The following is a 26,271-nucleotide window of genomic DNA, read 5'->3' as shown; positions in this document are numbered from 1 at the left end:
CACAAGCAGCAGTTTTTTAATGTAAGTATAAAAAAATGAGAAAAATTATTTCAAGAGTCTTAAAGCTTTATAAGATATGATTTATAAAAATGTGGTTGATAAAGGTTTAGAAAAAGTCTTTATCCTCAATATTGTTTTTAATATTTTAAATAAAATAGATTTAAGATCTTACTATCTTTCATAAATTGTAAAAAAAGAGTTTGGTATTTTAAAGAAATATTAATTTGATTTAAGATGATTGTGAAATACTAAACTGTATAAGTTAAATTAGAATACTTAAGTTAGGATAAGTTGGAATTTTTTTAAAGTAGTATAATAAGAAGAACTCCTTATAAAAAAGATTTCAAATAAGTATGACAAGTGCTTGGATAATAAAAAATGACAATAAAAAAACTGTTGCCCGAAAGCAACAGTTTATAATTAATTATTAGTCTTCTTTAACAACAGTGTTTTCTTCGAAAGCTCTGTGGTCAAGTTTTTCGATACCAGCTGGAATATGAACTTCATGGATGTTATTCTTTCTGAATGCATACATGTCGATTTCCTTAATGTTCTTAGGTAATTCAATTTCTGTAAGGTTGTTCTTGTAGAAAGCACTTACGCCAATGAATTCAACTGTATCAGGAATTGCAATTTCACCGATTTCATTTAGTGAGAAAGCATTGTCGCCAATAAATTCAACTTCTTCTGGTAACTTAACGTCAGTTAATTTGTTTCTGTAGAAAGCATAAGCGTCAATCTTCTTAACTGCATCAGGAATTTCTACTTCAGTAAGGTTGTTAACACCAAAAGCTTCGTATTGAATTTCTTCTACTGTTTCAGGAATTACAACAGAGTTAAGTTTTCTTCTGAAGAAGCATTGTTCTCCAATAACTCTAATCTTAGTTCCGTCAGGTCCTTCAGTAGGCACTACCATATCAAATAATTCTTCATTTTTGATTTTGTCTTTGCCCTTTCTTGTCATGCCCTTTAGAACATCACCGTCAAAAATAAAATCATCAAACTCCCAAGGTTTTTCCATAATATGTACGTCCTCCCCCTAATTAAAATTTTTTCTTACCTACATTATAACATAAGGACCAAAAATTATAAAGGAAGCTTGTTAATTAGGCGAAGTATGAACACTTTTTATGATTAAAATAATCTTTTTTACTAAAAGATTGAATTAAATAAAATTTGTTACGAAATATAAAATAATATCCTAAAAATGGGTAACAATATAATAAGAAAGAATTTAGGATAAGTAAATAATATGTAAAATTTTAAAAAATGCTGAGAATAATCGAAATTTTACTTGACTATATTAAACTATTAATGTATCATGTTAAATTAAATATTGTAGAAGTGTAATGTTAGTTAAAAGGAGGGCAAAATGTATAATAAAAAATTTTTTGAAGATATGATGGAGATGCAAAAAAATATTTTTGAAAACCAAAAGGAAGCCTATGGCAAGTTTATGGATTCTTTTAACTTTGGAGCTTTTAATCCCCTTTACTCAAATATGTATATGAATAATTTTAAAAATCCAATGGACTTTTTAAAGGATTATAATAAGTTTAACCAAAATTTTGAAAATAATTTTAAGGAATTCTTCTTAAGAGTGCCAGGATATGAGGATGCTATTGATGCTTACAAGAAGAATATGGAATTTTTGAACAAGCTTTACCTTGCTTATGGTGATTTTTACAAGGACCTTGATCTTGTGGCTGCACAAAACAAATTAATTGAATTATTCGAACTTTACAGTGACGAATTAGTAGAGATGTCCAAAAAATATTTCTACAAGTTAATACCTGATTCTTATTACGCTGTGCTAGAAAACTTTAATTTAGAAAAATTTATAAGACCAGCTATTGAAAATTCAAAGAGATCAATTGATTTTTATGAAGAAGCTATAAATAATAGGCCAGAAATTTTAGTTGAAGATGTAAAGAATTTCTACCAAGGAATTATTGACAAGATGTATGAAATGCCAACTATTGGCATAAGCGAAGAGGAAAAAGCTAAGTCTAAAGAGGATTTAGAAAATTATCTTGAACTACAAGTAAAATTATTAGACTTTAACCTCTTCCTAGAAAAGAAAAATCAAGAAACTGCCCTAAAGGCTCAAAGAGCTTATATTGAAGGACTTGAAACAGAAGGATCATTAGAGGACTTTTCAGATTTCTACAGATTCTATATGAATAATTTTGAAAAGGCCTACAAGGAGCTTATAAATTCTAGTGACTACAAGGAAAAAGTCCAAGAAGTATTAGATATTGTAGAAAAAAATAAAGATTTCTACAAGGAAAGACTTTCAGAAAAATTAGCAGAATTTCCTATTGCAACAGCAAAGGATGTAGAAGAATTTATGCGTGATATTCAAGATCTTTCTAAGGATTTTTATGACGTAAAAAAATCAAAATCAAGCCTAGAGAGAAAAGTAACTAAGATAAAAAATGATTCTGAAAAAGAGATTAAGGCCCTAAAAGAAGAAGTTGCAAAATTAAAGGAAGAAAATCAAAAGGCGAAAATTGAAGCCGATGAGGCACTTAAGAAAGAGCTTGAAGAATTAAAGAAAGAATTAACTGCCTTAAAAAACGAAATGAAGAAAAATAAATAAGTTTTATAATTTTTATTATTAAAAGTCTGTGGTTTTTGCCACAGATTTTTTTATGGAAAATTTTAATATCTTATTTTATTATTATTATTCGACAATTATTTATTGATAAACAATAAATATTTATTGACAATCATAAGATATTTTCATATAATTTAGAAAAAGGAGGAAGTTATGAAATCTTTTAGAGTTAAATTTATTGGAGGACTTTTGATACTTGCTATTTTAATCTTAAGTGCTGGCCTCTATGGAGTTTATAAATTTTCTGGTATAATGGCAGGAATCTACCCTATGTTTATGAATATGAGGTATCCCATGATGGTCTTGTGCCAAGCCATGATCTTGGGTCTTATCCTTGCCCTAGTCTTTGGACTCTTGGCATTAAAAAATTATGGAGAGGACAGGGTTTTTGAAAGCAAGACCTTACTTGATCTTCAAGTGGTTGCCCTATCTTTTATAGGAATTTTTCTCTTGTCAATCTTATCTATTATTTACACAAACTTTAACCTTGACGGGTCCATAACAAATTTATTTTTTATTGGGACTGGTCTTGGATCCATGCTTGTTGGACAAATTTTTCTTCTCTTGTGTGACCTTGTTAAAGAGGGGATTACCCTAAAAGAAGAAAATGATCTTACGATTTGAGGTGGCCTATGGGAAAAATAATTGTTGACTTAGATGTTGAACTTGCAAAAAATAAGATGACCTTGACAGAATTATCTGAAGAAGTTGGAATAAGTCTTTCCAATCTTTCTATTTTGAAGACAAATAAGGCAAGAGCCATAAGATTTTCCACACTTTCAGAAATTTGTAGGGTCTTGGATTGTCAGGTTGGAGATATTTTACGCTACGAGGGTGATGAAGATGAAGGATAAAAAATTTAAAAGAGTTTTAATTGTAATGTTTATAATTTTTCTCGCTGCAATACCTCTTTTATACTTCTTGTCTGACCCAAGAGACCAGGCAGTAAAAGAAGTGGAAAATGAATTTGGGATTAGACTTCCTAAGTCTGTGAAGAGAGAAAGAGAACTTTATAAGGAGCCAAGCTTCCACGGAGATGGAGAGGCTGCAATTTTATTTTCCTTTGACAAGAATGATAGTGAAGAGATAAAAAAGTCTTTAAAAGATTATTATGTTGCAAAGGATGATAACAAACTATCCCAAATAGAAACCTGTTACTTACAAATTAAAAAGAGAGGATTTGATCTTTCTCTTGATTTAAACAATGAAATTTATTTTAAACCGACTTCAGAATATGTTTTTGCAGGAATGTATGGAAATTTCGTAGCCCTAATACTTGATGAAGACAAGGGAGAAATTTTATATTTAGAATGGGATACTTAAAGTAAATTTGATAAAGAAAATCAATTAGATTTTTTATAAAAAAGGGCTCATGAAGAGTCTTTTTTTAGTGGATGAAAGCTTATAATTTTCTCTAAGTAAAAAATTAAAAATCTACTTCAAGAAGTTTTAAATTAATTATGAGGGGTAATTCTTATATGAAAGCTTTATATGTTACATTAAAGTAAAATAAGGAGTGTAATATGACAAAACCAAACATTAATTTAGATAAAAAGTATGGCCTATTTATTGGCGGAGAATTTGTAGAAAGTGAAAATGGAGATAGTTTAGATGTATTTTGTCCAGCTGATGGCGAAAAACTAGCATCAATTGCTCAAGCATCTGAAGCTGATGTAGACAAGGCTGTTAAGGCAGCTTGGGAAGGCTTCAATGAATACAAGAAGACAAATAGATACGAAAGAGCAAAAATCTTAAACAAGATTGCAGATATAATAGATGAAAATGCCGACCATCTTGCTATGGTTGAAACTCTTGATAATGGTAAGCCAATTAGGGAAACAAGAAATATTGATATTCCACTAGCATCTGAACACTTTAGATACTTTGCAGGAGCAATCCTAGCTGAAGAAGGTACTGCAAATGCTATTGATGGCAACACTCTATCAATTGTTCTTCGTGAACCCCTTGGAGTTGTTGGACAAATTATTCCATGGAACTTCCCATTCCTAATGGCAGCATGGAAATTGTCCCCAGCCCTAGCAGCAGGTGATGCAGTTGTAATTAAACCATCTTCAACAACTTCTCTTTCACTTCTAGAACTTATGAAGTTGATAAAAGATGTTGTGCCAAAGGGAGTTATCAACGTTGTAACAGGATCTGGATCTAAGTCTGGTGAATACCTACAACACCATGAAGGACTTTCAAAACTTGCCTTCACTGGTTCAACAGAAGTTGGATACAAGATTGCAGAAGCTGCAGCAGAAAAATTAATTCCAGCTACTCTAGAACTTGGTGGTAAATCAGCTAATATCTTCTTTGATGACTGTGACATGGACCTTGCAATAGATGGACTTGCTATGGGTATCCTATTTAATCAAGGTCAAGTATGCTGTGCAGGTTCAAGAGTTTTCGTTCATGAAGATATCTATGATGAATTTGTTGAAAAGGCAATTGAAAAATTCAAGAATATAAAAGTTGGACTACCTTGGGAAGAAGACACACAAGTTGGAGCTCAAGTTAACAAATCACAAACTGAAAAAGTACTTGGTTATGTAGAAGTTGCGAGAAAAGAAGGAGCAACTATTGCAGTTGGTGGAGAAAAAGCTACAAAGAATGGCACAGAAAATGGTTACTTCACTATGCCAACTCTTATAACAAATGCTGACAACGACATGAAGGTTGCAAGAGAAGAAATCTTTGGACCAGTTGCAGTTGTTATCAAGTTCAAAGACGAAGATGAAGTTATTGAGATGGCAAATGACTCAGACTATGGTCTAGCGGGAGCTGTTTGGACAAGAGACATCAACAAGGCAATAAGAGTTGCAAGAGGAATCGAAACTGGTAGAGTTTGGGTTAACACTTATAACCAACTTCCAGCAGGAGCACCTTTTGGCGGCTACAAAAAATCTGGTATTGGTAGAGAAAACCACAAGATGATGCTTGATGCTTACTCTCAAGTTAAGAATATCTTCATTGATACTTCTGAAAAAACTTCAGGACTTTACTAAGAATAAAATTTTTATAAATAAATAGAATAATCAAAAAAGAGGGCTTATAGTTTTCACTATAGCCCTTTTTTCATGCTCAAATTTATAAATTAATATAATTTTAAATTCAAGAAATATTTAATTTAAATTACATACCCATGCCCATTTTTGTAGCGATGTCCAAGAATTTTGTAATAATTAGTGCATTTGTAAAGTTTGAAATAAAACCACCAATTACAGGAACAACGAAGAAGGCAAGTTTAGAAAATCTATATTTGTCACAAACTGTCTTCATTGTAGTCATAGAAACTGGAACAGCTCCTGTTGAGAAGCCAAGGTGACCTACTGCCATAACAGCTGCATCGTAGTTTTTGCCAAGTAGTCTAAATGACAAGAAGTATGTGAATGCTAGAACAAGAACAATTTGTGCAAGAAGAAGTACAATTAGTTGAGGTCCTAGGTCTGCAAGTTGCCACAACTTCATACTTACAATTGACATTGATACGAATAGTGCAAGAGAGAAATCTCCTACAGTGTCAATTGCTTCAAGAAGTGAATCTTCGGATCTTCCAGTCTTGTCAAGAAAGACTCTTACAAGGATACCACCAAGCATAGAGCAAACGTGAATTGGAATATTAGCTCCAGTCTTTTGTAGACCTAAGAAAAATAATTGACCAAGACCACAAGCAAAGACCAACATATTGACAGAAGAAACCATTGTCTTCTTGTTCATCATAACAGTCTTAGCAGTATCAACAATAGTTGTATCTTGATTGTCTAGTTCTGGATTTTCGAATCCAAATCTTTTAACTATAAAGTTACCGTAAGGTCCCCCAATAAGTGAACCTGCAATTAGTCCAAAAGTTGCAGATGCAATAGCAACTTCCATAGCAGCAGATTGACCAGCTTTAACAGCTATTGGTGCGAAACTTGCTGCGTTACCGTGTCCACCAGTCATAGGGATTGAACCAGTCATCATTGAGATTAGTGGATGAACTCCCATAGCATTACCAACCCCAAGTGCAACTGCGTTTTGACAAGCAGCAAGTAGGGCAGCTAAGGCTGCAAAGATAACTACTAGCTTTCCACCTTGTTTTAAAAGTGAAAGGCTGGCTGCAGCTCCACTAGCCGCAAAGAATAGACAATAGAATAAAGTGTTAACTGTCTTAAAGTCAAAGTTAGGTTCCATAATGCCTGCGTAGTATAAAATCATAGTTATAATAGATACAATAGTGCCACCAACTACGGCTGAAGGCAGACAGTACTTAACTAGGACAGGGAATTTCTTTCTCATGAAATCGCCCAGATAAATGGCTAATACGCCAAGTAGTAGAGTTTCGAACATGCCGAACTCGATTACAATTCTTTCCATATTTTTTCCTCCCAAAAAATATTTTTAAATTTATTAACTCCATAAGTATAAACGATAAGACTTATCAAGTCAAAGACCAATAGGAATTTTTTTAAAAATTATAGATTATTAAAAGATAAAGAAGGCCTGGAAAAACTTTCTCATATTATCATACAAAAGTACAAAAAGACTTATAAATGTGATAAAATAAAAATAATTAATAAGAAGAAATACTAAATTAACAAACAGGAGTGATATTATGACAATTGTAAAACCATCAACCCTTCCAGGTTTTATGGAACTACTACCAAAGGATCAAATTCTCTTTAACGAGATGAAAGACATTATAAGAAAAAATTTTGAAAAGCACGGCTTTTTGCCAATAGATACTCCAGTTATAGAAAAATCTGAAGTCCTACTTGCAAAAGGCGGTGGAGAAACTGAAAAACAAATCTATAGGTTCTCAAAGGGCGACACAGACATGAGCCTTAGGTTTGATTTAACAGTTCCCCTAGCAAGATACACTGTAGAGCACATGAACGACTTATCCTTTCCTTTCAAGAGATATCAAATAGGAAAGGTCTACAGGGGAGAAAAGGCTCAAAAGGGAAGATTTAGAGAGTTTTACCAATGTGATATTGACACAATTGGGATGGGAGAACTTTCCCTTGTAAATGATGCAGAGTTTCCAGTTGTAATCTTCCACACTTTTAAAGACCTGGGTTTTACAGATTTTACAATCCACCTAAACAATAGAAAAATCTTAAAGGGCTTCTTCTCATCACTTGGCATTGAAGACTCAATGAATGTCTTGAGGACAGTTGATAAGCTAGACAAGATTGGGGAAGAAAAAGTTCTTGAAGAATTAGGCGAAAATGGAATAGGAAGAGATTCTGGAGAAAAAATCCTAGAATTTATAAAAATTGACGGAACAGTAGATGAAATTCTTGAACAATTAAGAGACCTAAAAATTGAAGACGAAATCTTCCAAGAAGGTCTTGATGAACTTACACAAGTTATTGGATACATGAGAGATTTTGGAATAGACGAAGACTGCTTCGATATCGACCTAAAAATAGCAAGAGGACTTGACTACTACACAGGCACAGTTTACGAAACTACTCTTGATAATTATCCAAAGATTGGATCAGTTTGCTCTGGTGGAAGATATGAAGACCTTGCAAGTTACTATACAGACAAAACTCTTCCAGGAGTTGGAATTTCCATTGGACTTTCAAGACTTTTCTACCAATTAAATGAAGCAAAGATAATTTCTAGTGAAGAAAAGTCCTTAGTTGATTTATTGATCATCCCAATGGATGACTGCGTTCATGATGGAATAAAACTTCTAAGTGAACTTAGGGAAAAGGGAGTAAGAGTTTCTGTTTACACAGAATTTGCAAAATTAAAGAAGAAATTTAAGTATGCAGACCAAACAAAGGTTGACTATGTAATAGTTCTTGGCGAAGAAGAAATAAAGTCTAGAAAATATAGTTTGAAAAACATGCACTCTGGGGATCAGGTTGACGTAACCTTTGATGAGTTGGTTGAAAGGTTTAAGAAATAGGTGCGAGTCACAAGTCTGATACTCATTATTCAATCGTATCAGACTTGTTCCCTGCATAAGGTTCTTCATCTACTCAAACTTCCCTGCGGTCGTTTTCGTAGTGAAGACCACTCCAATAGCAACTCATTGCTATTGTCGTTACCATTAAAGGATATGAAGACAGGAGACCAAGAAGAAGTTACTTTCGATGAATTGGTTGAAAGATTTAAAAAGTAAGTGCGAGTCACAAGCCTAATACTCATTATTCAATCGTATTAGGCTTGTTCCCTGCATAAGGTTCTTCATCAGTTCAGCCTTCGCTATGCTTGGCTTCACTGTGAAGACCACTCCAATCGCGACTCGTCACGATTGTCGTTACCATTAAAATTTTAGACAAAATGACTTATAAACTTTGAAATTATGGGTTTATAAGTCATTTTTTGTTGCACTTTTTTTTATTTAAGCTTAAAATAGGATAGAAACATGAAGAAATGAGATGAGATTTTTTGAAAAGACAAGATATAAGAAATATAGCTATTATTGCTCACGTTGACCACGGTAAGACTACACTAGTTGATGCTCTTTTAAGACAATCAGGTATCTTTAGGGAAAACCAAAAGGTTAACGACAGGGTCATGGACTCCAACGACATTGAAAAGGAAAGGGGAATCACTATCCTTTCTAAGAACACTGCAGTTAACCACAATGGAGTTAAGATTAACATTATTGACACTCCAGGACACGCTGACTTCGGTGGAGAAGTTGAACGTGTTTTAAAAATGGTAAACGGCGTTGTTCTACTAGTAGATGCCTTTGAAGGTCCAATGCCACAAACTAAGTTTGTATTAAAGAAGTCCTTTGAACTTAACCTTCCAGTTATTGTCTGCATCAACAAGGTAGATAGACCAGAAGCAAGACCACTTGAAGTAGTGGACGAAGTTCTTGATTTATTTATTGAGCTTGGTGCTGATGAATCAGTTCTTGAATGTCCTTTTGTATTTGCATCAGCAAAACAAGGGATTGCTGCACTTGATGTAGATGACAAGATGGAAAATATGGATCCACTTTTTGAAACTATTATCAAGTACATTCCAGGACCAGAACAAAGAGACGACGAACCTTTCAAACTTTTGATTTCCACAATTGATTACAACGAATACATTGGAAGAATTGGTATTGGAAAAATCGAACAAGGTATTATTAATGAAAACGACAAACTTGTTAGGGTTAATAAACTAGATCCAGACTTTAAAGAAAACATAAAGATTGCACAAATTTATGAATTTGAAGGCCTAGATAGGGTTGAAGTTGACTCATCAAGGTCAGGTTCCATTGTTGCAGTAACTGGTATCGAAGACATCAACATTGGAGATACAATTGCTTCAACAGAAGACACAGAAGCTCTTGAGTTTGTAAAAATTTCTGAACCAACAATTTCCATGAACTTCTCTGTAAATGACTCACCTTTCGCAGGAAGGGTAGGTAAGTTCTTGACTTCAAGACAAATCAAGGCAAGACTTGACAGAGAATTACAAACTGACGTAGGACTAAGAGTTGAAGAAACTGACACTACTGACTCCTTTAAGGTTTCTGGTAGGGGAGAACTCCACCTTTCTGTTTTAATTGAAAACATGAGACGTGAAGGCTATGAATTTCAAGTTTCTAAGCCACAAGTTCTTTATAAATTAGATGAAAATGGTAAAAAGTTAGAGCCAACTGAAAGAGTAACAATAGATGTTGACAATGTCTACGCAGGTTCTGTCATAGAAAAGCTTGGCAGGAGAAAGGGAGAACTTGTTAATATTGTTGAACCTAATGGCGGTTACCAAAGACTTGAATTTATTATTCCATCAAGGGGACTTATTGGTTACAGGACAGAATTTTTGACTGACACAAAGGGTTCTGGAATCCTAAATTCTATCTTTGAATCTTATGTACCATTTAAGGGAGATATCCCAAGAAGGGTCAATGCTTCTATAGTTTCCTTTGACACAGGTACTGCTTCAGCTTATGGACTAAACAATGCCCAAGAACGTGGAACCCTATTTGTTGAGCCAGGTGAAGATGTTTACGAAGGACAAGTTGTTGGTGAATCACCAAAAGGTGTTGAAATCGAAGTTTCTGTTACTAAGTCAAAGAAGCAAACTAACGTAAGGGCATCAGGTTCTGACGAAGCCCTAAGACTTTCTCCAGTAAAAAAGATGAGTCTTGAAGAAGCCCTAGAATTTATTGAAGATGACGAACTAATAGAAATTACACCTAATGAGTTTAGGCTTAGAAAGAAAATTTTAAATTCACAAACTAGATATAAATCAAAGAAAAATAAATAATTTTATGAAAGGAGCAGAAGATGTTTAGTGCATATTTTGGGATGTTGAAAAACTTTGCCCAAGTTTATTCAATACTATTTATTATAAATTTATTAGTATCTACTTTTATAATTGTATTTGACAACAAGAAGCCAACATCCACACTTTTATGGGTAATGGCTATTAACTTCTTGCCAGTTGTTGGATTTATCTTCTATCTTTTTATAGGACAAGATATATCAAAGTCCAAGATATTTAGCGGCAAAAGTAAGAAAGATGAAATCCTAAGCAAAGAGTCCCAGGCCCAATTAAGAGACATAAAGAATAAAAACTTTAGGTTTTCAAAAAAAAGAACGGCACAATATCTCGACATGATTGAGATGTTTAACAAGGCCGAGAACGAAATGCTCTACACTGACAACAAGGTGGAAATTTTTAACGACGGTGTAGAAAAATTTGATGCCCTCTTTGAAGACTTGAGAAAAGCTAAACATACAATTTACGTTCAATACTATATTTTTAAATCAGATGAACTTTCTACTGAATTTATGGATATACTAAAGTCAAAGGCCAAGGAAGGCCTTGACGTTTACTTATTAGTTGACGGCATGGGTGTCAGGAAGATGAAACTAAGGGACAGGAAGTCTCTTGAAGAAGAGGGCGTTAAGTTTGCCATCTTCTTCCCAGGAATTATAGATAAGATCAACACCCACATCAACTACAGAAACCACAGGAAGATTGCTGTAATCGACAAGAGAATAGGTTATGTTGGCGGCTTCAACGTTGGAGACGAATATGTGTCCAAGGGTCCCATGGGCTATTGGAGAGATACCCACCTAAGGATTGAAGGACCGGCAGTCAATGGACTTGCTTGGAGATTTTTCCTAGACTTTAAGTTTGCATCAGATGCTCCAACAAAGGGCTTCACAACAGAAATTTTTCCAGAATTAGAAGATGGAGTAGACATAAATGTTGTCACAAGTGGACCTGACACCAAGGCTGACTCCATAAGAAATGGCTATGAGAAACTTATAACTTCTGCAAGGAAGGAACTTTACATCCAAACTCCTTACTTTGTTCCCGACGAAGGACTTCTAAAGGCAATAAAGGTTGCTGCCCTAAGTGGCGTTGATGTTCACTTAATGTTCCCAGCTAAGCGTGACCACCTCTTTGTTCACTGGGCATCACTATCTTTCTTGGGAGAACTTTTAAAGTGGGGAGCCCATGTCTACCAATACGAGGGTGGTTTCCTTCATACAAAGATAGTCATTGCAGATGATTATCTATCTACAGTTGGAACAGCTAACTTTGACATAAGATCTTTTGAACTAAACTTCGAGGTCAATGCCTTTCTTTATGATAAAAGATTAAATAAAAAGTTAAAGGAAGACTTTATGAAAGACCTCGAATCTTGCACGGAAATAACTAAGGAAATTTATGCTAAGAGATCTAGATTTACTAAAGTCCGTGAATCCTTCTCAAGACTTTTATCTCCGCTATTATAGGTTATAATGGATATAGAAATAAATAGAAAGAAGATGAAGAGCCTTAGGCTGAGAGTTGAAGATGGGATTATAAAGGTTTCGGCTCCAAGAAAGATGACGGATAAGTCTATAGAAAACTTTATCGAAAATAATAAGGAAGCTATTGAAAGACTAAAGAGGGAAGATGAGAGAAGAGGACGTTATAAAAACCACTTGTTTGGCGAGAAGGTAAACTTCACTTCAGAAGAAGAACTTGAAAAAATCTACAGACGAGAGCTAGAAAAGGTCTTGGATGAAATATTTCCAAGATACGAAGCTCTGACAGGACTCACATCCAAGTCCTATGAGATAAGGAAGATGAAGGTGAGATGGGGAACCTGCTATCCTAAGCGTGGCGACATAAAGATAAATCTCTACTTGGCAGCAAGACCCCTAGAACACATTGAGGCAGTTGTCCTCCACGAGCTAGTCCACTTAAAATTCTTTAACCACGACAAGAATTTTATAAATGAGTGCAAGAAGTACATGCCAAACTATGAAGAAATTGAAAGAGAATTAAAGACCTAGGTGATAAAATGAAAAAAGCTTTAAAAATTTTGGGAATTATAGCAGGGATACTTATCCTGATGAAACTTTTTAACATTTCCATCTTTATTGGAAACCAAAGAGTTGATAAACACTTTATTATTAGTGGGATTAGAAACTTTAACCTAGGAGATCTCTTTGACAAGGTCTCAAGATTTTTGGATGAATTAGCTGGTGGAATAAAAAGAGCCTTTAACAGCTTATAATTTTTAAGAAATTTAAAATAAAATTTTATATTAATAATGAAGCACGGACATCGTGCTTTATTTTTTGCAAATTTTTCAAATATTAATTGTGTTATAATGAATAAGTAAAATTTAGAATTAAGGTGATTAAATGAATTTAACTTTTATTATCCTGGGATGTGTAGTACCAGGACTTATGACAGGGGTTGGTGCAATCCCTATATTTTTTGCAAAGGATGTGAGCCAGAAGGGTCTCGACATTCTTCTTGCAGCGGCAGCGGGAGTTATGCTTGCGGCAACTTGCTTCTCCCTTGTTATACCAAGTCTTGAAATTGCCAATGGAACAATGGGCGTTGTCTCAACAGGACTTGGAATTTTTTGTGGGGCCCTAATGCTTGATTTAATTGACAAGTTTGCACCCCACGAGCACTTAATAGATAAGAGACAAGAGGGGGCAAATGTAAAAAACCTTTCCAAGATGTGGCTTTTTGTAATTGCCATTGCTATCCACAACTTTCCAGAAGGACTTGCAACTGGTGTAAGCTTTGGTGGAGAAAATGTGGCAAATGGTCTTTCAGTTGCCCTTGGTATTTCCCTTCAAAATATGCCAGAGGGTCTTGCAGTTGCCCTTGCCCTTGTTCGTGAAGGCTATTCTCGCAAGAAGGCCTTTGCCATTGCCAGTTTGACAGGACTTGTTGAACCTATTGGAGCCTTCCTAGGAGTTGGACTTGTTTCCATTTTTTCTGCAACTCTTGGATTTATCCTTGCCCTTGCAGGAGGAGCCATGCTCTTTGTAATAAGTGATGAAATTATTCCAGAGACCCATTCCAATGGATATGAGAGAGAGGCAACTTATGGAGTTATTCTTGGCTTCATTCTAATGATGTTTTTAGATACACTAATTTAAAAAACCAGAGTCTATGAAAGAATTTAAATTCCAACTAAGGATTTTTCTTCATAAACTCTGGTTTTTTTATTTAAATTTAATTAAAAGACGACAACTTGATAGCCCTCTGCTACATATTTTTCCATGCCAGCGTGGCCCTTCATATCATCTAAAAGTGTGAGTCCAAGTCTTTCGTTGTCATCATAGACTCCTAGGACTTTGGAGCATGCCTTGCATACGCCCACAATAACTCCTGATTCCAAGAGTTTTTTATAAAGAGGATTTTTCTCGTCTTCTAAAACTTTTGGAAGTTTGACAGACTTGCCTTCAAGAATTATTTTTACTTCCTTGCCTGCATCTAAGAGGGCTTCAGCATTTAACATTGCATGGTTAAAGCACATCTTCTCGCCTTCCATTACATAAAAAAGTATTTTTTCCATCCGTGTCCTCCTTATAATTTTTCTAGTGAATCGTAAAGAAGTTCTGCATCATTATTGTAATAGATTTCTATTGATCCATCCTGCCAGTCGCTTGTATCCTCAAAACTTGTGACTATTCCAGAAAATCTCATGTAGCCATAGCCAAAGGACTCATTTATCACTTCGAAGTCAAGCCTTAAAAATTCATCAAGAGAAAGCCTCCTATAAGTCCCATCCTTATAAAGATTTATCTCAAGACCATTATTCAAGTCGTCATCAAGATCATCAAGACTGTCCCCAAAATCAAAATCTGGATCAAAGGCCTTAATTATGCCCCCAATAATTTCTCCCATCTCCTCCTTGGAAAAGGAAGTGTCAGTCTTATGAAGAACAAGTCTTGGGTTTGTCATCATGTAGTCAACTGGACCTTCAGGTGTATTTTCAAAATAAATACCCTGGTTAAAATATAAAAGAATTTTATCAGGAAAATTTTCTGTATTCACAAGTCTAAAGTCGTGAAAGGAAAATACTTGATTTAATAAATTTAATTTCATAAAAAATCTCACTTGTGATAAGGGTGGTTGTTAATTATCCTAAAGGCCCTGTATATTTGTTCCAGCAGGATCACTCGCATAAGCTTGTGGGGGAAGGTCATCTTGGAGAAGCTGAGCTTGTAGTCAGCTCTTTTTAAAACTTCATCAGATAGTCCAAGACTTCCACCAATCACAAAAGTTATGTTGGAGTGGCCGTCAATCATGAGGTCATTGATTTTATCTGCAAAGACCACTGAGTCTAGGCTCTTTCCGCCAATTTCAAGGGCAATTACATAGGCTCCGTCCTTAATCTTTGAGAGGATTTTTTCGCCTTCAATATTTTTAACCCTTTCCATATCCTTTTCTGACAAGTTTTCGGGGCAAGGTTCGTCCATAATTTCAAAAATGCTTAAATCTGCGTAAGACTTAAGCATTTTTTTGTACTCATTTATGGCATCTTTAAAATAATTTTCCTTGATCTTGCCAAGTACAATTAAATTAATGTTGATCATTTTAATTTTTTAACTTCTTCAAGAGCCTTGTCAAAGTTAACATCATTAGTTACTTCAGGAACATATTCAACGTAAGCAACTTTTCCGTCTCTGTCAACAATTACAACTCCACGAGCAAGTAATTGTAATTCTTCCATCATGAAGCCGAATTTTTGTCCAAATTCCTTGTATCTGTAATCAGAAACAATGTCTGCATTGTCGATTCCCTTAACAGAACAGAATCTTTCTTGTGCGAAAGGAAGGTCAACAGTTACAGTTACAATCTTCACGTCATCAGATAATTTTGTAGCTTCTTCGTTAAAAGTTGTAGTTTGAAGAGCACAAACTGGTGTGTCAATTGATGGTGCAACTGAATAAACTACGATCTTGCCCTTAAGGTCTTCTGAGTTAAAGTCAGATAAATCTTTATTTATTGCCTTAAAAGAAGGAGCTATATCTCCAACCTTAATTTCTTTACCTTCAAGAGTTACTTTATCTCCGCCAAATGTTATATCCATTTTAATTCCTCCTAAAATTATTTTTGTTTTAATTTACACTATATTTATATCCAATTATTTATAATCTTAACAAGTGATTGCAATAAAATGACATCTTAATTAAAATATAAGTAAGAAAACTTTTCCGAGTTAAAGGAAAAAAGAAGGAGGGGAAATATGAAAAAGTATTTAAAAGTCTTGTTATTAATTTTTATGGCAGGAATAATTTTTACAGCCTGCACAGGCAAGGACCAAGGTCTTCCAAATAAGAAAATTAGCGAAATCAATTGGACTCTAGATAGAATGATAAATACAGATGACGGAAAAGACCTAAGTAATGACGTTGCAATCAAATTTGACAAGAAAAACTTTGTAATGACTGATAGGTCTAACGCCATAGACTTTACAGGAACTTATGAATTAAAAAAGGCGGGAACTGGCTACCAAGTTATAATGAAGTTTGATGACTTTGAAGAAACTGTGCTTGCTGGTTATGGTATGAAAACTGAGAAGGGCAAGGACCCCGTGCCAAACTTAGTTTTTGAAGATAGGGGAAGGACTTATTCTTTTATAGGGGAAGAGAAAAAATAAGCAAAGAAAAACTGTTGGAAAAATAAATCCAACAGTTTTTTCATGTCTATTAATTTTTGTATTATACTATAATTAGATAAAAATTTAAGGTGTAATAAAATATCGAACTTATAATAGGAAGGAGCTATTTTTTTGAAAAAATATATATCTTTTATAATATCATTATTCTTATTTCCAATTCTAAACCTAGCCTGCACGAAAGTTTTTGGATACATCAATGGGAGAATTCAAGCGACTTTTGATATAAAATATATGCTTATTTTAGATGGTGTAAAAATTTTAATGATTTTGTTTTTGGGTTTTATGCTCGCCTATTATTTTAATTTTTCAAGTAAACAAGAAAAAAAGACCCTTGGAATATTTTTCTTAGTTGAAATTTTTATATTTGCAATTTATATAGTCATAAAAAAATATTATTTGCAAGAAAATTTTGTCAACCTTTATGATCTCAATGCACTTTATTTTTTCTTGCTTATAGGAGAAAATATTTTTTTACTTTTAAAAAGAAAGTTATAAGTTACATTTAAAATTTATAAAAATAAAAGGCTCTTCTCACAATGAAAAGAGCCTTAATTTGTCTTAAATTCTTAATTATTTGTATAAAATCTTTTTTACATTAGCTTTGAAACATTCCTTGCGTAGGCGATTGGGTCTTCTATGTCTAGACCTGCAACAAGTCTTGCTCCGTCGTATAAGAGTTTTGTGTAAGTCTTAAATTCTTCTGAAGCTTCGTCCATTTCCTTTAGCTTCTTAAGGGCAGGGTGGTTTGGATTTACTTCTAGGACCTTGTCTGCCTTAAAGCCTTGGTTGTTTGGCATGTGGCTAAGAGTTTTTTCCATTTCAATGGAGATTTCGCCCTTGCTTGATAGGTAGGCTGCGTCATCTTTTAGATTTGGATTTTCTCTAATTGATGAAACTTCTCCTTCCAAGATTTCCTTCATCTTCTTCACATAGTCTTGTAAAGTTTTTTCGTCTTCTTCTTTCACAGCATCTGTTTCAGAAATTGACTTAAACTTCTTGTCGTCGTATTCTTCTAACATCTTGATGACAAACTCGTCAATTGGGTCTGTTAGGGCAAGAACTTCTATGTCCTTGTCGATAAAGTGCTTGATTTGTGGTAGGTCCTTAATAGCTTCGATTGAAGAACCATTTGCATAGTAGATGAAGTCTTGGTCTGGCTTCATGTCTTTCCTGTACTCGTTAAATGTCACATTATCTCTCTTAGTAGTTGTGTAGATAAAGAGGTCCTTTAGCTTGTCTTTGTCTGCACCATAATTTTCATAGGCACCTGACTTTAGACTAACTCCAAAGTTTTCAAAGAACTCAGCATATTTTCCCCTGTCATTTTTAAGGATCTTTGCAAGTTCATCAAGGATCTTCTTTTCTATATTTTTCTTAATTAGTTGTAACTCACGAGTTTTTTGTAGCATTTCACGTGAGATGTTAAGTGAAATATCTTCTGAGTCAACTACACCCTTTACGAAGCTCAAGTAATCTGGAAGTAGGTCTTCACATTTTTCCATAATTAAAACTCCGTTGGAGTAAAGTTCAAGTCCGCCCTTTTTGTCTGGGTTTAAGAAGTCAAAGGGTCTTCTTGATGGGATGTATAAAATTGACTTAAAGGAAATCATCCCTTCCACAGATATGTGGATGTGGGCAAGAGGGTCTTCAAAGCCAAAGTGTCTTTGTCTGAAGAAATTGTTGTAGTCCTCATCCTTTAATTCGTTTTTATTCTTTCTCCACATTGGAACAGAGGAGTTTAAGACGTCATCTTCTCTATAAGATTCAAATTTTGGATCATCATCAGTTGAATCAGCACTTGGCCTTTTCTTTTCCACTTCCATCTTAATTGGGTAGGAGATGTAGTTGGAGTAGTGACTCACAAGTTCCCTAATCTTATATTCATCGAGGTATTGGTCATAATTTTCTTCTTCAGTATTTTCTCTTAGGTGAAGGGTGATGACTGTACCGTGGTTTTCTTTTTCTGCATCTTCAATGGAGTAGCCATCTGCTCCCTTGGACTTCCAAAGGTGGGCTACGTCTTCTTTGTAAGATCTTGTTAGGACAGAAATTTCATCTGCAACCATGAAGGCAGAGTAGAAGCCTACACCAAACTGGCCAATGATTTCGTGGTCAGCATCTTTTTTATTTAAGTTCTTAAAGTCAAGGGAACCTGACTTTGCTATTGTCCCCAAGTTTTCTACAAGTTCTTCCTCAGTCATACCAAGACCAACGTCTTCTACTGTGATAGTTCTCTTTTCCTTGTCAGGAGTAATCCTGATGAAGTAGTCTTCGTGGTTAAACTTAACCTTGTCGTCGTTAAGGGCGATGTAGTACATCTTGTCCATGGCATCAGATGCATTGGAGATAAGTTCCCTTAAAAATATTTCTTTATTTGTGTAAATGGAATGAATCATCAAGTCCATTAATCTTTCTGTTTCAGCATTGTATTTTTTATTTTGCATTGTATCACCTTCCTATTATTAGCACTCGATAGATGATTCTGCTAATAATATATATCTTTTTATTTAAATAGTCAAACTTTTGAAGATTTATTTTAAAATATAACTTGAGAAATATTTATGAAGTCTTAATAAATTTTTAAATAGAGAAAATAATTAAAAACTCAAAATAAATTGCTTTGAAAATTAAAAATCAAAATAAAATTAAAAAGATAAATTTATCCTTGACAAAATAAATTTCAAGGAATATATTATATCTAATCGATAAACCGATAAAGGAGATTAGTAGTTTTTATGGAGCTTTAAAGAGAGCAAGTCACATGGTGGGAGACTTGTAAGCAAAGTATAAATGAATGGACTCCTGAGGGCGGGGAGAAATAAATCTTTGATTTAAAGTAATACCCGACGGGACTTAGCCGTTAAAATAAGACCAATATGTTAGTATTGATGAGAGGGTGCTTTATGCAAAATTGGGTGGTACCGCAGAAGTTTAGACTTTTGTCCCATTAGGGATGGAAGTCTTTTTTTATTTCCATCCTTCTCTCATAGTTTGAGGAAAAGGAGAATGAAAATGAAAAAAATTTTAGGAGTATTGTCATTAGTTTTATTGTTAGTTGGATGTTCAAATGGAAGTGGAGAAAAAACTTCTGATAGTGAAAGAGTTTATAAGGTTGGAATTTTACAATTTGCCCAACACCCATCACTTGATAATTGTAGGGAAGGTTTCTTGCAAGGTCTTGAAGAAGAAGGCTTTGTTGAAGGGGAAAATTTAGAAGTTGACTACCAAAATGCCCAAGCAGACATGGGGATTGCTGCCCAAATAGCAGATGCCTTTGTGGGCAACAAGGTGGACATGGTGACAGCCATTGCCACACCAGCTGCTATGAGTGCCTATAATGCCACAATGAAGACAGACATACCAGTTGTCTACACAGCAATCACTGACCCAGTGGTGGCACAAGTTGCTGATGAAAACAAAAATCCCCTTGGCAACGTGACAGGCACAAGCGACATCTTACCTGTGGAAGCCCAATTAAAATTAATAAGAGAGCTTTTACCTGATGCAAAAAATCTTGGCATCCTTCACACATCTAGTGAAGCAAACTCTGATTCAATGCTAGAGATTTATAAAGACCTTGCAGGCAAGTACGACTTTAAAGTTATTGATGAAGCCATAAATACTACTGCAGACATACCTCTAGCAACAGACAACTTACTTTCAAAAGTTGACGTAATGACAAATCTTTTAGACAACACAGTTGTGAATTCTCTTCCAACAATTTTAGACAAGGCAAATGCAAAGAAAATTCCTGTTTTTGGTTCTGAAATTGAGCAAGTGAAGATGGGTTGTCTTGGATCAGAAGGGATTGAATATATTTCTCTTGGAAAACAAACTGGTAAGATGGCTGCAAAAATTTTAAGAGGAGAAGCTAAGGCCAGTGAGATGGCTTATGAAATTATTGAAAAGCCAAATTTATATCTAAACTCAAAGGTTGCTGAAGACCTTGGGATAGATATTCCAAAGGACTTACTTGATAGAGCTTCAGAAAATTTTACTGAAATAGGATCTCCTGAAGAAAAGTAGGTGGGTCATGGATATCTTATTAGGAATAATAAGCCAGGGGCTGACTTACAGTTTCTTGGCACTGGGTCTTTACATTGCTTATAGCATCTTGGACTTTCCAGACTTAACAGTTGACGGGTCTTTTCCTCTAGGTGCAGCAGTAACAGTCTTTGCCATCCTAAGGGGAATAAGTCCTGGCCTTGCTCTAGTCATTAGTTTTTTGGCTGGTGCTTTGGCAGGATCCTTGACAGGTCTTATCCACATCAAGCTAAAGGTAGAAGACCTCCTTGCAGGACTTATAATGCAGACGGCCCTTTGGACGATTAATTTAAAAATTGCAGGCAAGGCCAATGTGCCTATCTTTAATAGTGAGACAATTTTTTCTACAGGTCTTGCAAGACTTGTGCCAGAAAATTTAAAATCTTATGACCTGCTCTTTGTAATGGTCCCTCTTGTCTTTATTATTAAAATACTTTTAGATTATTTTTTAAGAACCAAGGCTGGATTTATTTTAAAGGCTTGTGGCGACAACGAAAGTCTTGTGAGGACCATGGCAGTTGATCCTGGCAGGGTAAAAATTTGTGGCCTTGCCCTTTCCAACGGACTTGTTGCCCTAAGTGGGTCCATAGTTTGCCAAGATCAGAGATTTTTTGAAGTTTCCATGGGAACTGGGTCCATGGTAATGGGTCTTGCTTCAGTTGTGCTTGGGATGAAGCTTTTGCAGTCCTTTGACTTTATAAAGGACACTACAAAAGTTTTAATAGGTTCAATTCTTTACAAGGCTTCAATTGCCCTTGCCATTGCCCTTGGTTTTTCAGCCAACTCAATGAAACTTATAACTGCAGTGATCTTCCTTGTGATATTAATTGCAGGAAGGGGAAAGAGAAAGAAGGTCCAAAATGCTTGAACTAAGATCAATTGATAAAACTTTTAATATTGGGACAGCAAATGAGAATAAACTTTTTGAGAGTTTTGACCTTACTCTTCCCAAGGGACAATTTGTCAGCATCATTGGGTCTAATGGATCAGGCAAGTCTACTCTTTTAAATATTATTTGTGGGTCTCTAAGAGAAGACTCAGGAGAAATTTTAATCGACGGAGAAAGTCTCAAAAAAATTCCAGAGCACAAGAGATACGTCAAGATGGGAAGGGTCTTTCAAGATCCAAAGATGGGGACTTCGCCAAAGATGACGATTTTAGAAAATATGTCCATGGCAGAAAATAAAAACAAGTCTTGGAACTTGCTGCCAGGAGTAAATAAAAAGAAAAGAGAAATTTATAGGGAGACCCTAAGGGGACTTGGCCTTGGACTCGAAGACAAGTTAGACGACAAGGTTGGGCTCTTATCAGGTGGCCAAAGGCAGGCTCTTGCCCTAATAATGGCTACACTTGTCCCCATAGATTTTTTAATCCTTGACGAACATACAGCAGCTCTTGACCCAAAGACAGCTGACACAGTTATGGACATCACCAATAAAATTGTGAGAGAAAAAAATTTGACAGCCCTTATGGTTACCCACAACTTAAATTATTCTCTTGACTATGGTGACAGGCTCATAATGATGCACAAGGGAGAAAAGATTATGGACTTTGCTGGAGAAGAAAAGAAAAATCTTAAGTTGGATTCAATTTTAGATAAATTTTATGAAATATCTATTGAGTCTGGTAACTCTTTATAAAATAAGAAAAGAAAATTTTATAATTTTTGCAAAAGAAAAAGCCATGGAGAAATCCATGGCAATTTTTATACATAAATTATTTTTATCTAGGAATATATTTTTTGTTTTCCTTACCCAATACGTGGTTGGCCATAGTTGACACAACTGTGTACACAAGGATTGATGCCAAGTTGGCAGTTACAGAGTCGTGGTCAAATCTTGGAGAAACTTCACATATGTCAAAGCTTGTTGGCTTGCCAGTTGAGAAGACGTGTTTTAAAAGTAGGATTACTTTTTCTGGATCAATTCCCAAGGCTTGTGGAGCAGAAACTCCTGGAGCATAGGAAGATGTGAAGCAGTCCATACAAATTGTAACGTATAGGTGGTCTTGTTCTCCAATGTACTCATCAAGCTCGTGAACAATTTCAAAAAAGTTTCCATTTATCAAGTTCTTACCAAGTACATACTTAACCCCAAGGTCTTCAGCAGTCCTAAAAAGTGAAAGTGTGTTGGAGTGCTTTTGAATTCCCATTACATAGTAGGCATACTCAGTTCCCTTTTCACGAGTGTAGTCTGCAATTTGTCTAAACATTGTTCCACTTGTTCCATTTCCTTTTTCATAAGGTCTAAGGTCAAAGTGGGCATCAAAATTTAAAATGCCAAGCTTGTCGTCTTCCTTGTCATCAAGGAAGGTGCTAATTCCCTTGTAGTGGCCAAAGGCAGTTTCGTGACCTCCACCAAGAACCAAAGGAAATAAATTTAATTCAAGGACTCTTTTCACAGCCATAGCTAGTTGGTCTTGGCTGGTTTCAAGAGTTGTGTACTTACTTGTCACATTGCCGCAGTCAAAAATTTTAACTTCTTCAGAAAATTGACATGGTAGCTTTGCAAGTTCCTTTCTTATGGCAGCAGGACCAGCAGCAGCTCCAAACCTTCCCTTGTTAAGTTCAATACCTTGGTCAGATTCAAAGCCTATGATACCAAAGCCAAGTTTGCCATCAAAGGGACTTAAGTTCTCGTCGTTTAGGTCAAGGGGTTTAACCCATTGATGCCACCTAAAAGACTCGTAATCATTTTCGTCATCAATTCTTCCAGACCATATTGTCATATCTTGTGGACTATAATAATTTATCATTTTACACCTCAGTTTACTTTGTTCTTAGGACTCTTGCCTTCCTTGAAGGCAATTAAATTGTCCTTATCGTTTTCTCCCATCTCAAGTCTTGCTTCAAAAGTTGCATTACCAAGGTGAGGAGCAAGAATTACATTGTCTAGGTCCATGAGTTTTTCGTTTACCTTTGGTTCAAATTCATAAACATCAAGGGCTGCTCCTGCAATTACATTATCTATTAGTGCATTGGCAAGGGCCTCTTCGTCAACAACTGGACCCCTAGACGCATTAATTAATATAGCAGATTTTTTCATCATTTCAAGTTCTTTTTTGGAAATCATGTGATGGAGTTCAGGCACAAAGGCTGTGTGAAGACTTAAAAAGTCAGAAGACTTTATTACCTCATCTTTATCCATGTATTCTAGGCCAAATTCTTTTTCGAAATCTTCTTTTCTTGTGCGTGAATAATAGACAACCTTCATTTCAAAGGCTCTTGCTCTTTTGGCAAGATTTTTTCCAATGTTTCCTAGGCCAATTATACCAAGAGTCTTTCCTTTAAGTTGACTTCCAAGATAAAAAGTTGGTCTCCAACCGTAAAATTCTCCAGCCCTTGTTACCTTGTCGCCAGATACAATTCTTCTTGCAGCAGCAAGCATAAGGCCAAAAGCAAGTTCAGCTGTGGACACAGCAGATGCAGGAGCAGGTGCGTTAGTAACAACAATTCCCTTTTCTCTTGCGTAATCAATATCTATATTGTCGAAGCCAGCTCCATAGTTGGCAATAATTTTTAAATTGTCGCCAGCATCAATTACTTCCTTATCGATTTTATCTGATAGGGGACATAAAAGAGCATCTTGTCCCTTTATCATTTCTATAATTTCTTCTTTTTTTAGTGGAACGTTGGAGTCGTGATAGCTTATTTCAAAATGTTTGTCTAGCTCATCGTAAATTTTTTCTGGAATATTACTCGTAATCAATAATTTCAAAAAATCACCTCGTTGCTTTTATTTTAACATTAAATGATTATTGTATAAAGTACCCTTGAAACCAATAAAAAAATAAATTGACAAAAAATTCAACATTATATTTTAAAGTAAAATTTATATATTAATAGTATTTAGTAACTTTCTTAATTGAGAAAATAAAATTTAGAAATGGACGAAAATTGTGATATTATTATATTTAGCAGGTGGTATTTTGAAGAAGAATAAAATATTAATATTTTTAAATTTTATATTTTTAATTTTTACTCTTATATCATATTTTAAAAGAGGTCGGAGTATATTTTTGCTATTTACTTTTGCATTTTTTGTTCATATTTGTTATTGCTTATACGATATTTATAAAAATAAATAGGATTGGTTTAATCTTTTTTTCTATACTATTACGAAAATATTATTACTGTTAAGAGAAAAAAATGATATTTAAGAAGTTAGGAATTTTCCTAACTTCTTTTTTAGTCTTCAAAAATCTTATAATCTCCTATATAATAGTTAAGATTCTAATGAAAAAGTAAGAGGTGATTAAGTGCAAAACAATGAAAATAAATTGGGGACTATGTCAATCCCAAAACTTTTATTTCAAGTGTCCTTTCCAATTGTGATCTCTATGTTTATCCAGTCCATGTACAACTTGGTAGACTCTTATTACATTGGAAAGATAAATGAAGAGGCCTTCACAGCCATTGCCATTGCCTTTCCTATTCAAAATATAATGATAGGAATTGGAGTAGGTACAGGGGTTGGTATGAACTCACTCATCTCAAGATACTTGGGAGAGAAGAACTTTGATCGGGCCAACAAGACAGCAGAGAATGGACTTACACTTGCCATATTATACGGGATACTTCTCCTAATATTGTCAAGGTTTTTGCCGAGACCCTTTGTCTCTGCTCAAACAACAAATGAAAATATAATTAACTATGGAGTGGCTTATCTTCAAATTGTAATGGGCTTGTCTGTAGGTGTATTTACACAAATATTTTTGGAAAGAACCCTTCAGTCAACGGGCAGGACAATATTTACCATGTTGACTCAACTTATTGGTGCAGTACTAAATATTATCCTAGACCCAATATTTATCTTTGGTTATTTTGGACTACCAGCCATGGGCGTAAAGGGTGCAGCAGTTGCAACTGTAACAGGACAAATCATTGGAGCAATATGCGGAGCCTTCTTCCAACACAAGTTTAATCCAGATATAACTATTAAGAAGTTTTCTTTTAACCCAAAAATTATAAAAGAAATTTACATTGTTGGGATCCCATCAATGATTACAATAACAATCCAGTCCTTTACAATATATGTATTAAACAAAATGCTATCAGAGATTTCTACATCTGCCATAGCAGCCCTAGGCGCCTACTTCAAGGTTCAGTCCTTTGTATTTATGCCAATCTTTGGAATAAACAACGGACTAGTTCCAATTATCGCCTACAACTATGGTGCAAAATATAAAGAGAGGATTATAAAATCGATAAAGCTTGCCTTTGCAACAGTAATAGTAATGACCCTAATAGTATCGGGACTTATTATGACCTTCCCAAGAGAAATCTTAGGAATATTTTCAGCCTCAGATAAGATGTTGGAGATAGGAATACCAATGCTTAGGATCTGTGCCCTATCCTATGTCTTTGCAGGCATATCGATAGTTGGGACATCAGTCTTCCAAGCCTTTGGCAACGGAATCTTGGCACTACTTGACTCAATCCTAAGACAAATCATAGTCCTATTACCAGTTGCCTATATAGCAGTGACCTTCTTTACAGTTAACGAAATTTGGTGGGGTTACGTAATTGCAGAAATTGCGTCAGTATTTTTCATAGCTTACTTTATGAACACCTTTGTAAGAAGAAAAATGGAAGCAATTTAAGGCTTAAATTGGCTTAAATGTTGAAAAAAATTTGAATTTGAGGTATTATGAACTTAATTTAAATATCCAGGAGGAATAGCATGGGAAAAGCAAAATTTGAAAGAAATAAACCACACGTAAA

At 34.8% G+C, this 26,271-nt stretch carries 26 protein-coding genes and 1 other annotated feature; of the genes, 17 read left to right on the top strand and 9 right to left on the bottom strand.

Features of this window, described 5'->3' with window-relative positions:
• Positions 1 to 427: 427 nt before the first annotated feature.
• Positions 428 to 1,021, bottom strand: a complete 594-nt coding sequence (locus tag HMPREF3023_RS00585) for a leucine-rich repeat domain-containing protein (RefSeq protein WP_070699928.1) — start codon at positions 1,019 to 1,021, stop codon at positions 428 to 430.
• Between the two features lie 351 nt (positions 1,022 to 1,372).
• Between HMPREF3023_RS00585 and HMPREF3023_RS00580 the strand changes: the two genes are divergently transcribed.
• The 5 genes from HMPREF3023_RS00580 (at position 1,373) to HMPREF3023_RS00560 (ending at position 5,628) form a co-directional block, all read left to right on the top strand.
• Positions 1,373 to 2,602, top strand: a complete 1,230-nt coding sequence (locus HMPREF3023_RS00580; RefSeq protein WP_070699927.1) for a poly(R)-hydroxyalkanoic acid synthase subunit PhaE — start codon at positions 1,373 to 1,375, stop codon at positions 2,600 to 2,602.
• A 171-nt stretch (positions 2,603 to 2,773) separates the two neighbouring features.
• The gene (locus HMPREF3023_RS00575; RefSeq protein WP_070699926.1) at positions 2,774 to 3,244 is read left to right on the top strand and encodes a DUF2975 domain-containing protein; all 471 of its coding nucleotides are present in this window, start codon (positions 2,774 to 2,776) and stop codon (positions 3,242 to 3,244) included.
• Positions 3,245 to 3,252: 8 nt separating this feature from the next.
• A complete protein-coding gene (locus HMPREF3023_RS00570) occupies positions 3,253 to 3,474 on the top strand; it encodes a helix-turn-helix domain-containing protein (RefSeq protein ID WP_070699925.1) in 222 nt (73 codons plus the stop codon).
• Positions 3,464 to 3,943: a hypothetical protein gene (locus HMPREF3023_RS00565; protein WP_070699924.1), complete on the top strand. Its 480-nt coding sequence runs from the start codon at positions 3,464 to 3,466 to the stop codon at positions 3,941 to 3,943. Before HMPREF3023_RS00570 ends, HMPREF3023_RS00565 begins: the two co-directional genes overlap by 11 nt.
• Positions 3,944 to 4,143: 200 nt before the next feature.
• Positions 4,144 to 5,628, top strand: a complete 1,485-nt coding sequence (locus HMPREF3023_RS00560) for an aldehyde dehydrogenase family protein (protein WP_070699923.1) — start codon at positions 4,144 to 4,146, stop codon at positions 5,626 to 5,628.
• Between the two features lie 127 nt (positions 5,629 to 5,755).
• On the opposite strand, the gene HMPREF3023_RS00555 is transcribed toward HMPREF3023_RS00560, so the two are convergent.
• The gene (locus HMPREF3023_RS00555) at positions 5,756 to 6,979 is read right to left on the bottom strand and encodes a sodium/glutamate symporter (protein ID WP_070699922.1); all 1,224 of its coding nucleotides are present in this window, start codon (positions 6,977 to 6,979) and stop codon (positions 5,756 to 5,758) included.
• A gap of 238 nt (positions 6,980 to 7,217) precedes the next feature.
• Between HMPREF3023_RS00555 and hisS the strand changes: the two genes are divergently transcribed.
• The 6 genes from hisS (at position 7,218) to HMPREF3023_RS00525 (ending at position 13,974) form a co-directional block, all read left to right on the top strand.
• Positions 7,218 to 8,525, top strand: coding sequence for a histidine--tRNA ligase (hisS, locus tag HMPREF3023_RS00550; RefSeq protein ID WP_070699921.1), 1,308 nt, complete (start codon positions 7,218 to 7,220; stop codon positions 8,523 to 8,525).
• Positions 8,526 to 9,010: 485 nt separating this feature from the next.
• Positions 9,011 to 10,834, top strand: coding sequence for a translational GTPase TypA (gene typA, locus HMPREF3023_RS00545; protein ID WP_070699920.1), 1,824 nt, complete (start codon positions 9,011 to 9,013; stop codon positions 10,832 to 10,834).
• Positions 10,835 to 10,854: 20 nt separating this feature from the next.
• Positions 10,855 to 12,318 carry a cardiolipin synthase gene (gene cls, locus HMPREF3023_RS00540; protein ID WP_070699919.1) on the top strand — a complete coding sequence of 488 codons (1,464 nt, stop codon included), beginning with the start codon at positions 10,855 to 10,857 and terminating at the stop codon, positions 12,316 to 12,318.
• A 6-nt stretch (positions 12,319 to 12,324) separates the two neighbouring features.
• Positions 12,325 to 12,864 (top strand): M48 family metallopeptidase, encoded by a 540-nt coding sequence (locus HMPREF3023_RS00535; RefSeq protein ID WP_070699918.1) that lies wholly within the window; start codon positions 12,325 to 12,327, stop codon positions 12,862 to 12,864.
• 8 nt (positions 12,865 to 12,872) lie between these two features.
• On the top strand, positions 12,873 to 13,088 hold the full coding sequence (locus tag HMPREF3023_RS00530) for a hypothetical protein (protein ID WP_070699917.1): 216 nt from the start codon (positions 12,873 to 12,875) through the stop codon (positions 13,086 to 13,088).
• A 130-nt stretch (positions 13,089 to 13,218) separates the two neighbouring features.
• On the top strand, positions 13,219 to 13,974 hold the full coding sequence (locus HMPREF3023_RS00525; RefSeq protein WP_070699916.1) for a ZIP family metal transporter: 756 nt from the start codon (positions 13,219 to 13,221) through the stop codon (positions 13,972 to 13,974).
• Between the two features lie 80 nt (positions 13,975 to 14,054).
• Here the strand turns inward: HMPREF3023_RS00525 and HMPREF3023_RS00520 are convergent, their stop codons facing one another.
• The 4 genes from HMPREF3023_RS00520 to tpx are packed head-to-tail and all read right to left on the bottom strand — an operon-like array spanning position 14,055 to position 15,914.
• Entirely contained in the window at positions 14,055 to 14,393 is a 339-nt protein-coding gene (locus HMPREF3023_RS00520; protein ID WP_070699915.1) for a DsrE family protein, read from the bottom strand.
• An 11-nt stretch (positions 14,394 to 14,404) separates the two neighbouring features.
• The gene (locus tag HMPREF3023_RS00515; protein WP_070699914.1) at positions 14,405 to 14,926 is read right to left on the bottom strand and encodes a hypothetical protein; all 522 of its coding nucleotides are present in this window, start codon (positions 14,924 to 14,926) and stop codon (positions 14,405 to 14,407) included.
• A gap of 8 nt (positions 14,927 to 14,934) precedes the next feature.
• Entirely contained in the window at positions 14,935 to 15,417 is a 483-nt protein-coding gene (rlmH, locus tag HMPREF3023_RS00510) for a 23S rRNA (pseudouridine(1915)-N(3))-methyltransferase RlmH (protein WP_070699913.1), read from the bottom strand.
• Positions 15,414 to 15,914: a thiol peroxidase gene (tpx, locus tag HMPREF3023_RS00505; protein ID WP_070699912.1), complete on the bottom strand. Its 501-nt coding sequence runs from the start codon at positions 15,912 to 15,914 to the stop codon at positions 15,414 to 15,416. The genes rlmH and tpx overlap by 4 nt, the downstream gene beginning before the upstream one ends.
• Positions 15,915 to 16,070: 156 nt before the next feature.
• Here tpx and HMPREF3023_RS00500 point away from each other — a divergent pair, with 156 nt between their 5' ends.
• Both HMPREF3023_RS00500 and HMPREF3023_RS00495 read left to right on the top strand, forming a co-directional pair.
• On the top strand, positions 16,071 to 16,484 hold the full coding sequence (locus tag HMPREF3023_RS00500) for a hypothetical protein (protein ID WP_070699911.1): 414 nt from the start codon (positions 16,071 to 16,073) through the stop codon (positions 16,482 to 16,484).
• Between the two features lie 132 nt (positions 16,485 to 16,616).
• On the top strand, positions 16,617 to 17,000 hold the full coding sequence (locus tag HMPREF3023_RS00495) for a hypothetical protein (protein WP_070699910.1): 384 nt from the start codon (positions 16,617 to 16,619) through the stop codon (positions 16,998 to 17,000).
• 95 nt (positions 17,001 to 17,095) lie between these two features.
• Here HMPREF3023_RS00495 and htpG read toward each other — a convergent pair whose 3' ends face one another.
• Positions 17,096 to 18,949: a molecular chaperone HtpG gene (htpG, locus tag HMPREF3023_RS00490; RefSeq protein WP_070699909.1), complete on the bottom strand. Its 1,854-nt coding sequence runs from the start codon at positions 18,947 to 18,949 to the stop codon at positions 17,096 to 17,098.
• Positions 18,950 to 19,209: 260 nt separating this feature from the next.
• Positions 19,210 to 19,455, top strand: a binding site (T-box leader).
• Positions 19,456 to 19,517: 62 nt separating this feature from the next.
• Between htpG and HMPREF3023_RS00485 the strand changes: the two genes are divergently transcribed.
• From HMPREF3023_RS00485 to HMPREF3023_RS00475, 3 genes are read left to right on the top strand one after another with little or no spacing between them, the layout of a single operon-like run.
• Positions 19,518 to 20,531 carry an ABC transporter substrate-binding protein gene (locus HMPREF3023_RS00485; protein ID WP_083315475.1) on the top strand — a complete coding sequence of 338 codons (1,014 nt, stop codon included), beginning with the start codon at positions 19,518 to 19,520 and terminating at the stop codon, positions 20,529 to 20,531.
• A gap of 7 nt (positions 20,532 to 20,538) precedes the next feature.
• Positions 20,539 to 21,417 (top strand): ABC transporter permease, encoded by an 879-nt coding sequence (locus tag HMPREF3023_RS00480; protein WP_070699907.1) that lies wholly within the window; start codon positions 20,539 to 20,541, stop codon positions 21,415 to 21,417.
• The gene (locus HMPREF3023_RS00475) at positions 21,410 to 22,189 is read left to right on the top strand and encodes an ABC transporter ATP-binding protein (protein WP_070699906.1); all 780 of its coding nucleotides are present in this window, start codon (positions 21,410 to 21,412) and stop codon (positions 22,187 to 22,189) included. Before HMPREF3023_RS00480 ends, HMPREF3023_RS00475 begins: the two co-directional genes overlap by 8 nt.
• 82 nt (positions 22,190 to 22,271) lie before the next feature.
• Here HMPREF3023_RS00475 and hutG read toward each other — a convergent pair whose 3' ends face one another.
• Both hutG and HMPREF3023_RS00465 read right to left on the bottom strand, forming a co-directional pair.
• On the bottom strand, positions 22,272 to 23,303 hold the full coding sequence (hutG, locus tag HMPREF3023_RS00470) for a formimidoylglutamase (RefSeq protein ID WP_070699905.1): 1,032 nt from the start codon (positions 23,301 to 23,303) through the stop codon (positions 22,272 to 22,274).
• 8 nt (positions 23,304 to 23,311) lie between these two features.
• Positions 23,312 to 24,265 carry a 2-hydroxyacid dehydrogenase family protein gene (locus tag HMPREF3023_RS00465; RefSeq protein ID WP_070699904.1) on the bottom strand — a complete coding sequence of 318 codons (954 nt, stop codon included), beginning with the start codon at positions 24,263 to 24,265 and terminating at the stop codon, positions 23,312 to 23,314.
• Positions 24,266 to 24,806: 541 nt separating this feature from the next.
• Here HMPREF3023_RS00465 and HMPREF3023_RS00460 point away from each other — a divergent pair.
• Positions 24,807 to 26,150: an MATE family efflux transporter gene (locus tag HMPREF3023_RS00460; RefSeq protein ID WP_197720999.1), complete on the top strand. Its 1,344-nt coding sequence runs from the start codon at positions 24,807 to 24,809 to the stop codon at positions 26,148 to 26,150.
• The last annotated feature ends 121 nt before the right edge of the window (positions 26,151 to 26,271 follow it).

This window comes from Peptoniphilus sp. HMSC075B08, from assembly GCF_001815405.1.
Classification (GTDB): domain Bacteria; phylum Bacillota; class Clostridia; order Tissierellales; family Peptoniphilaceae; genus Peptoniphilus_A; species Peptoniphilus_A harei.
This window is presented reverse-complemented; position numbering and strand designations above follow the sequence as displayed.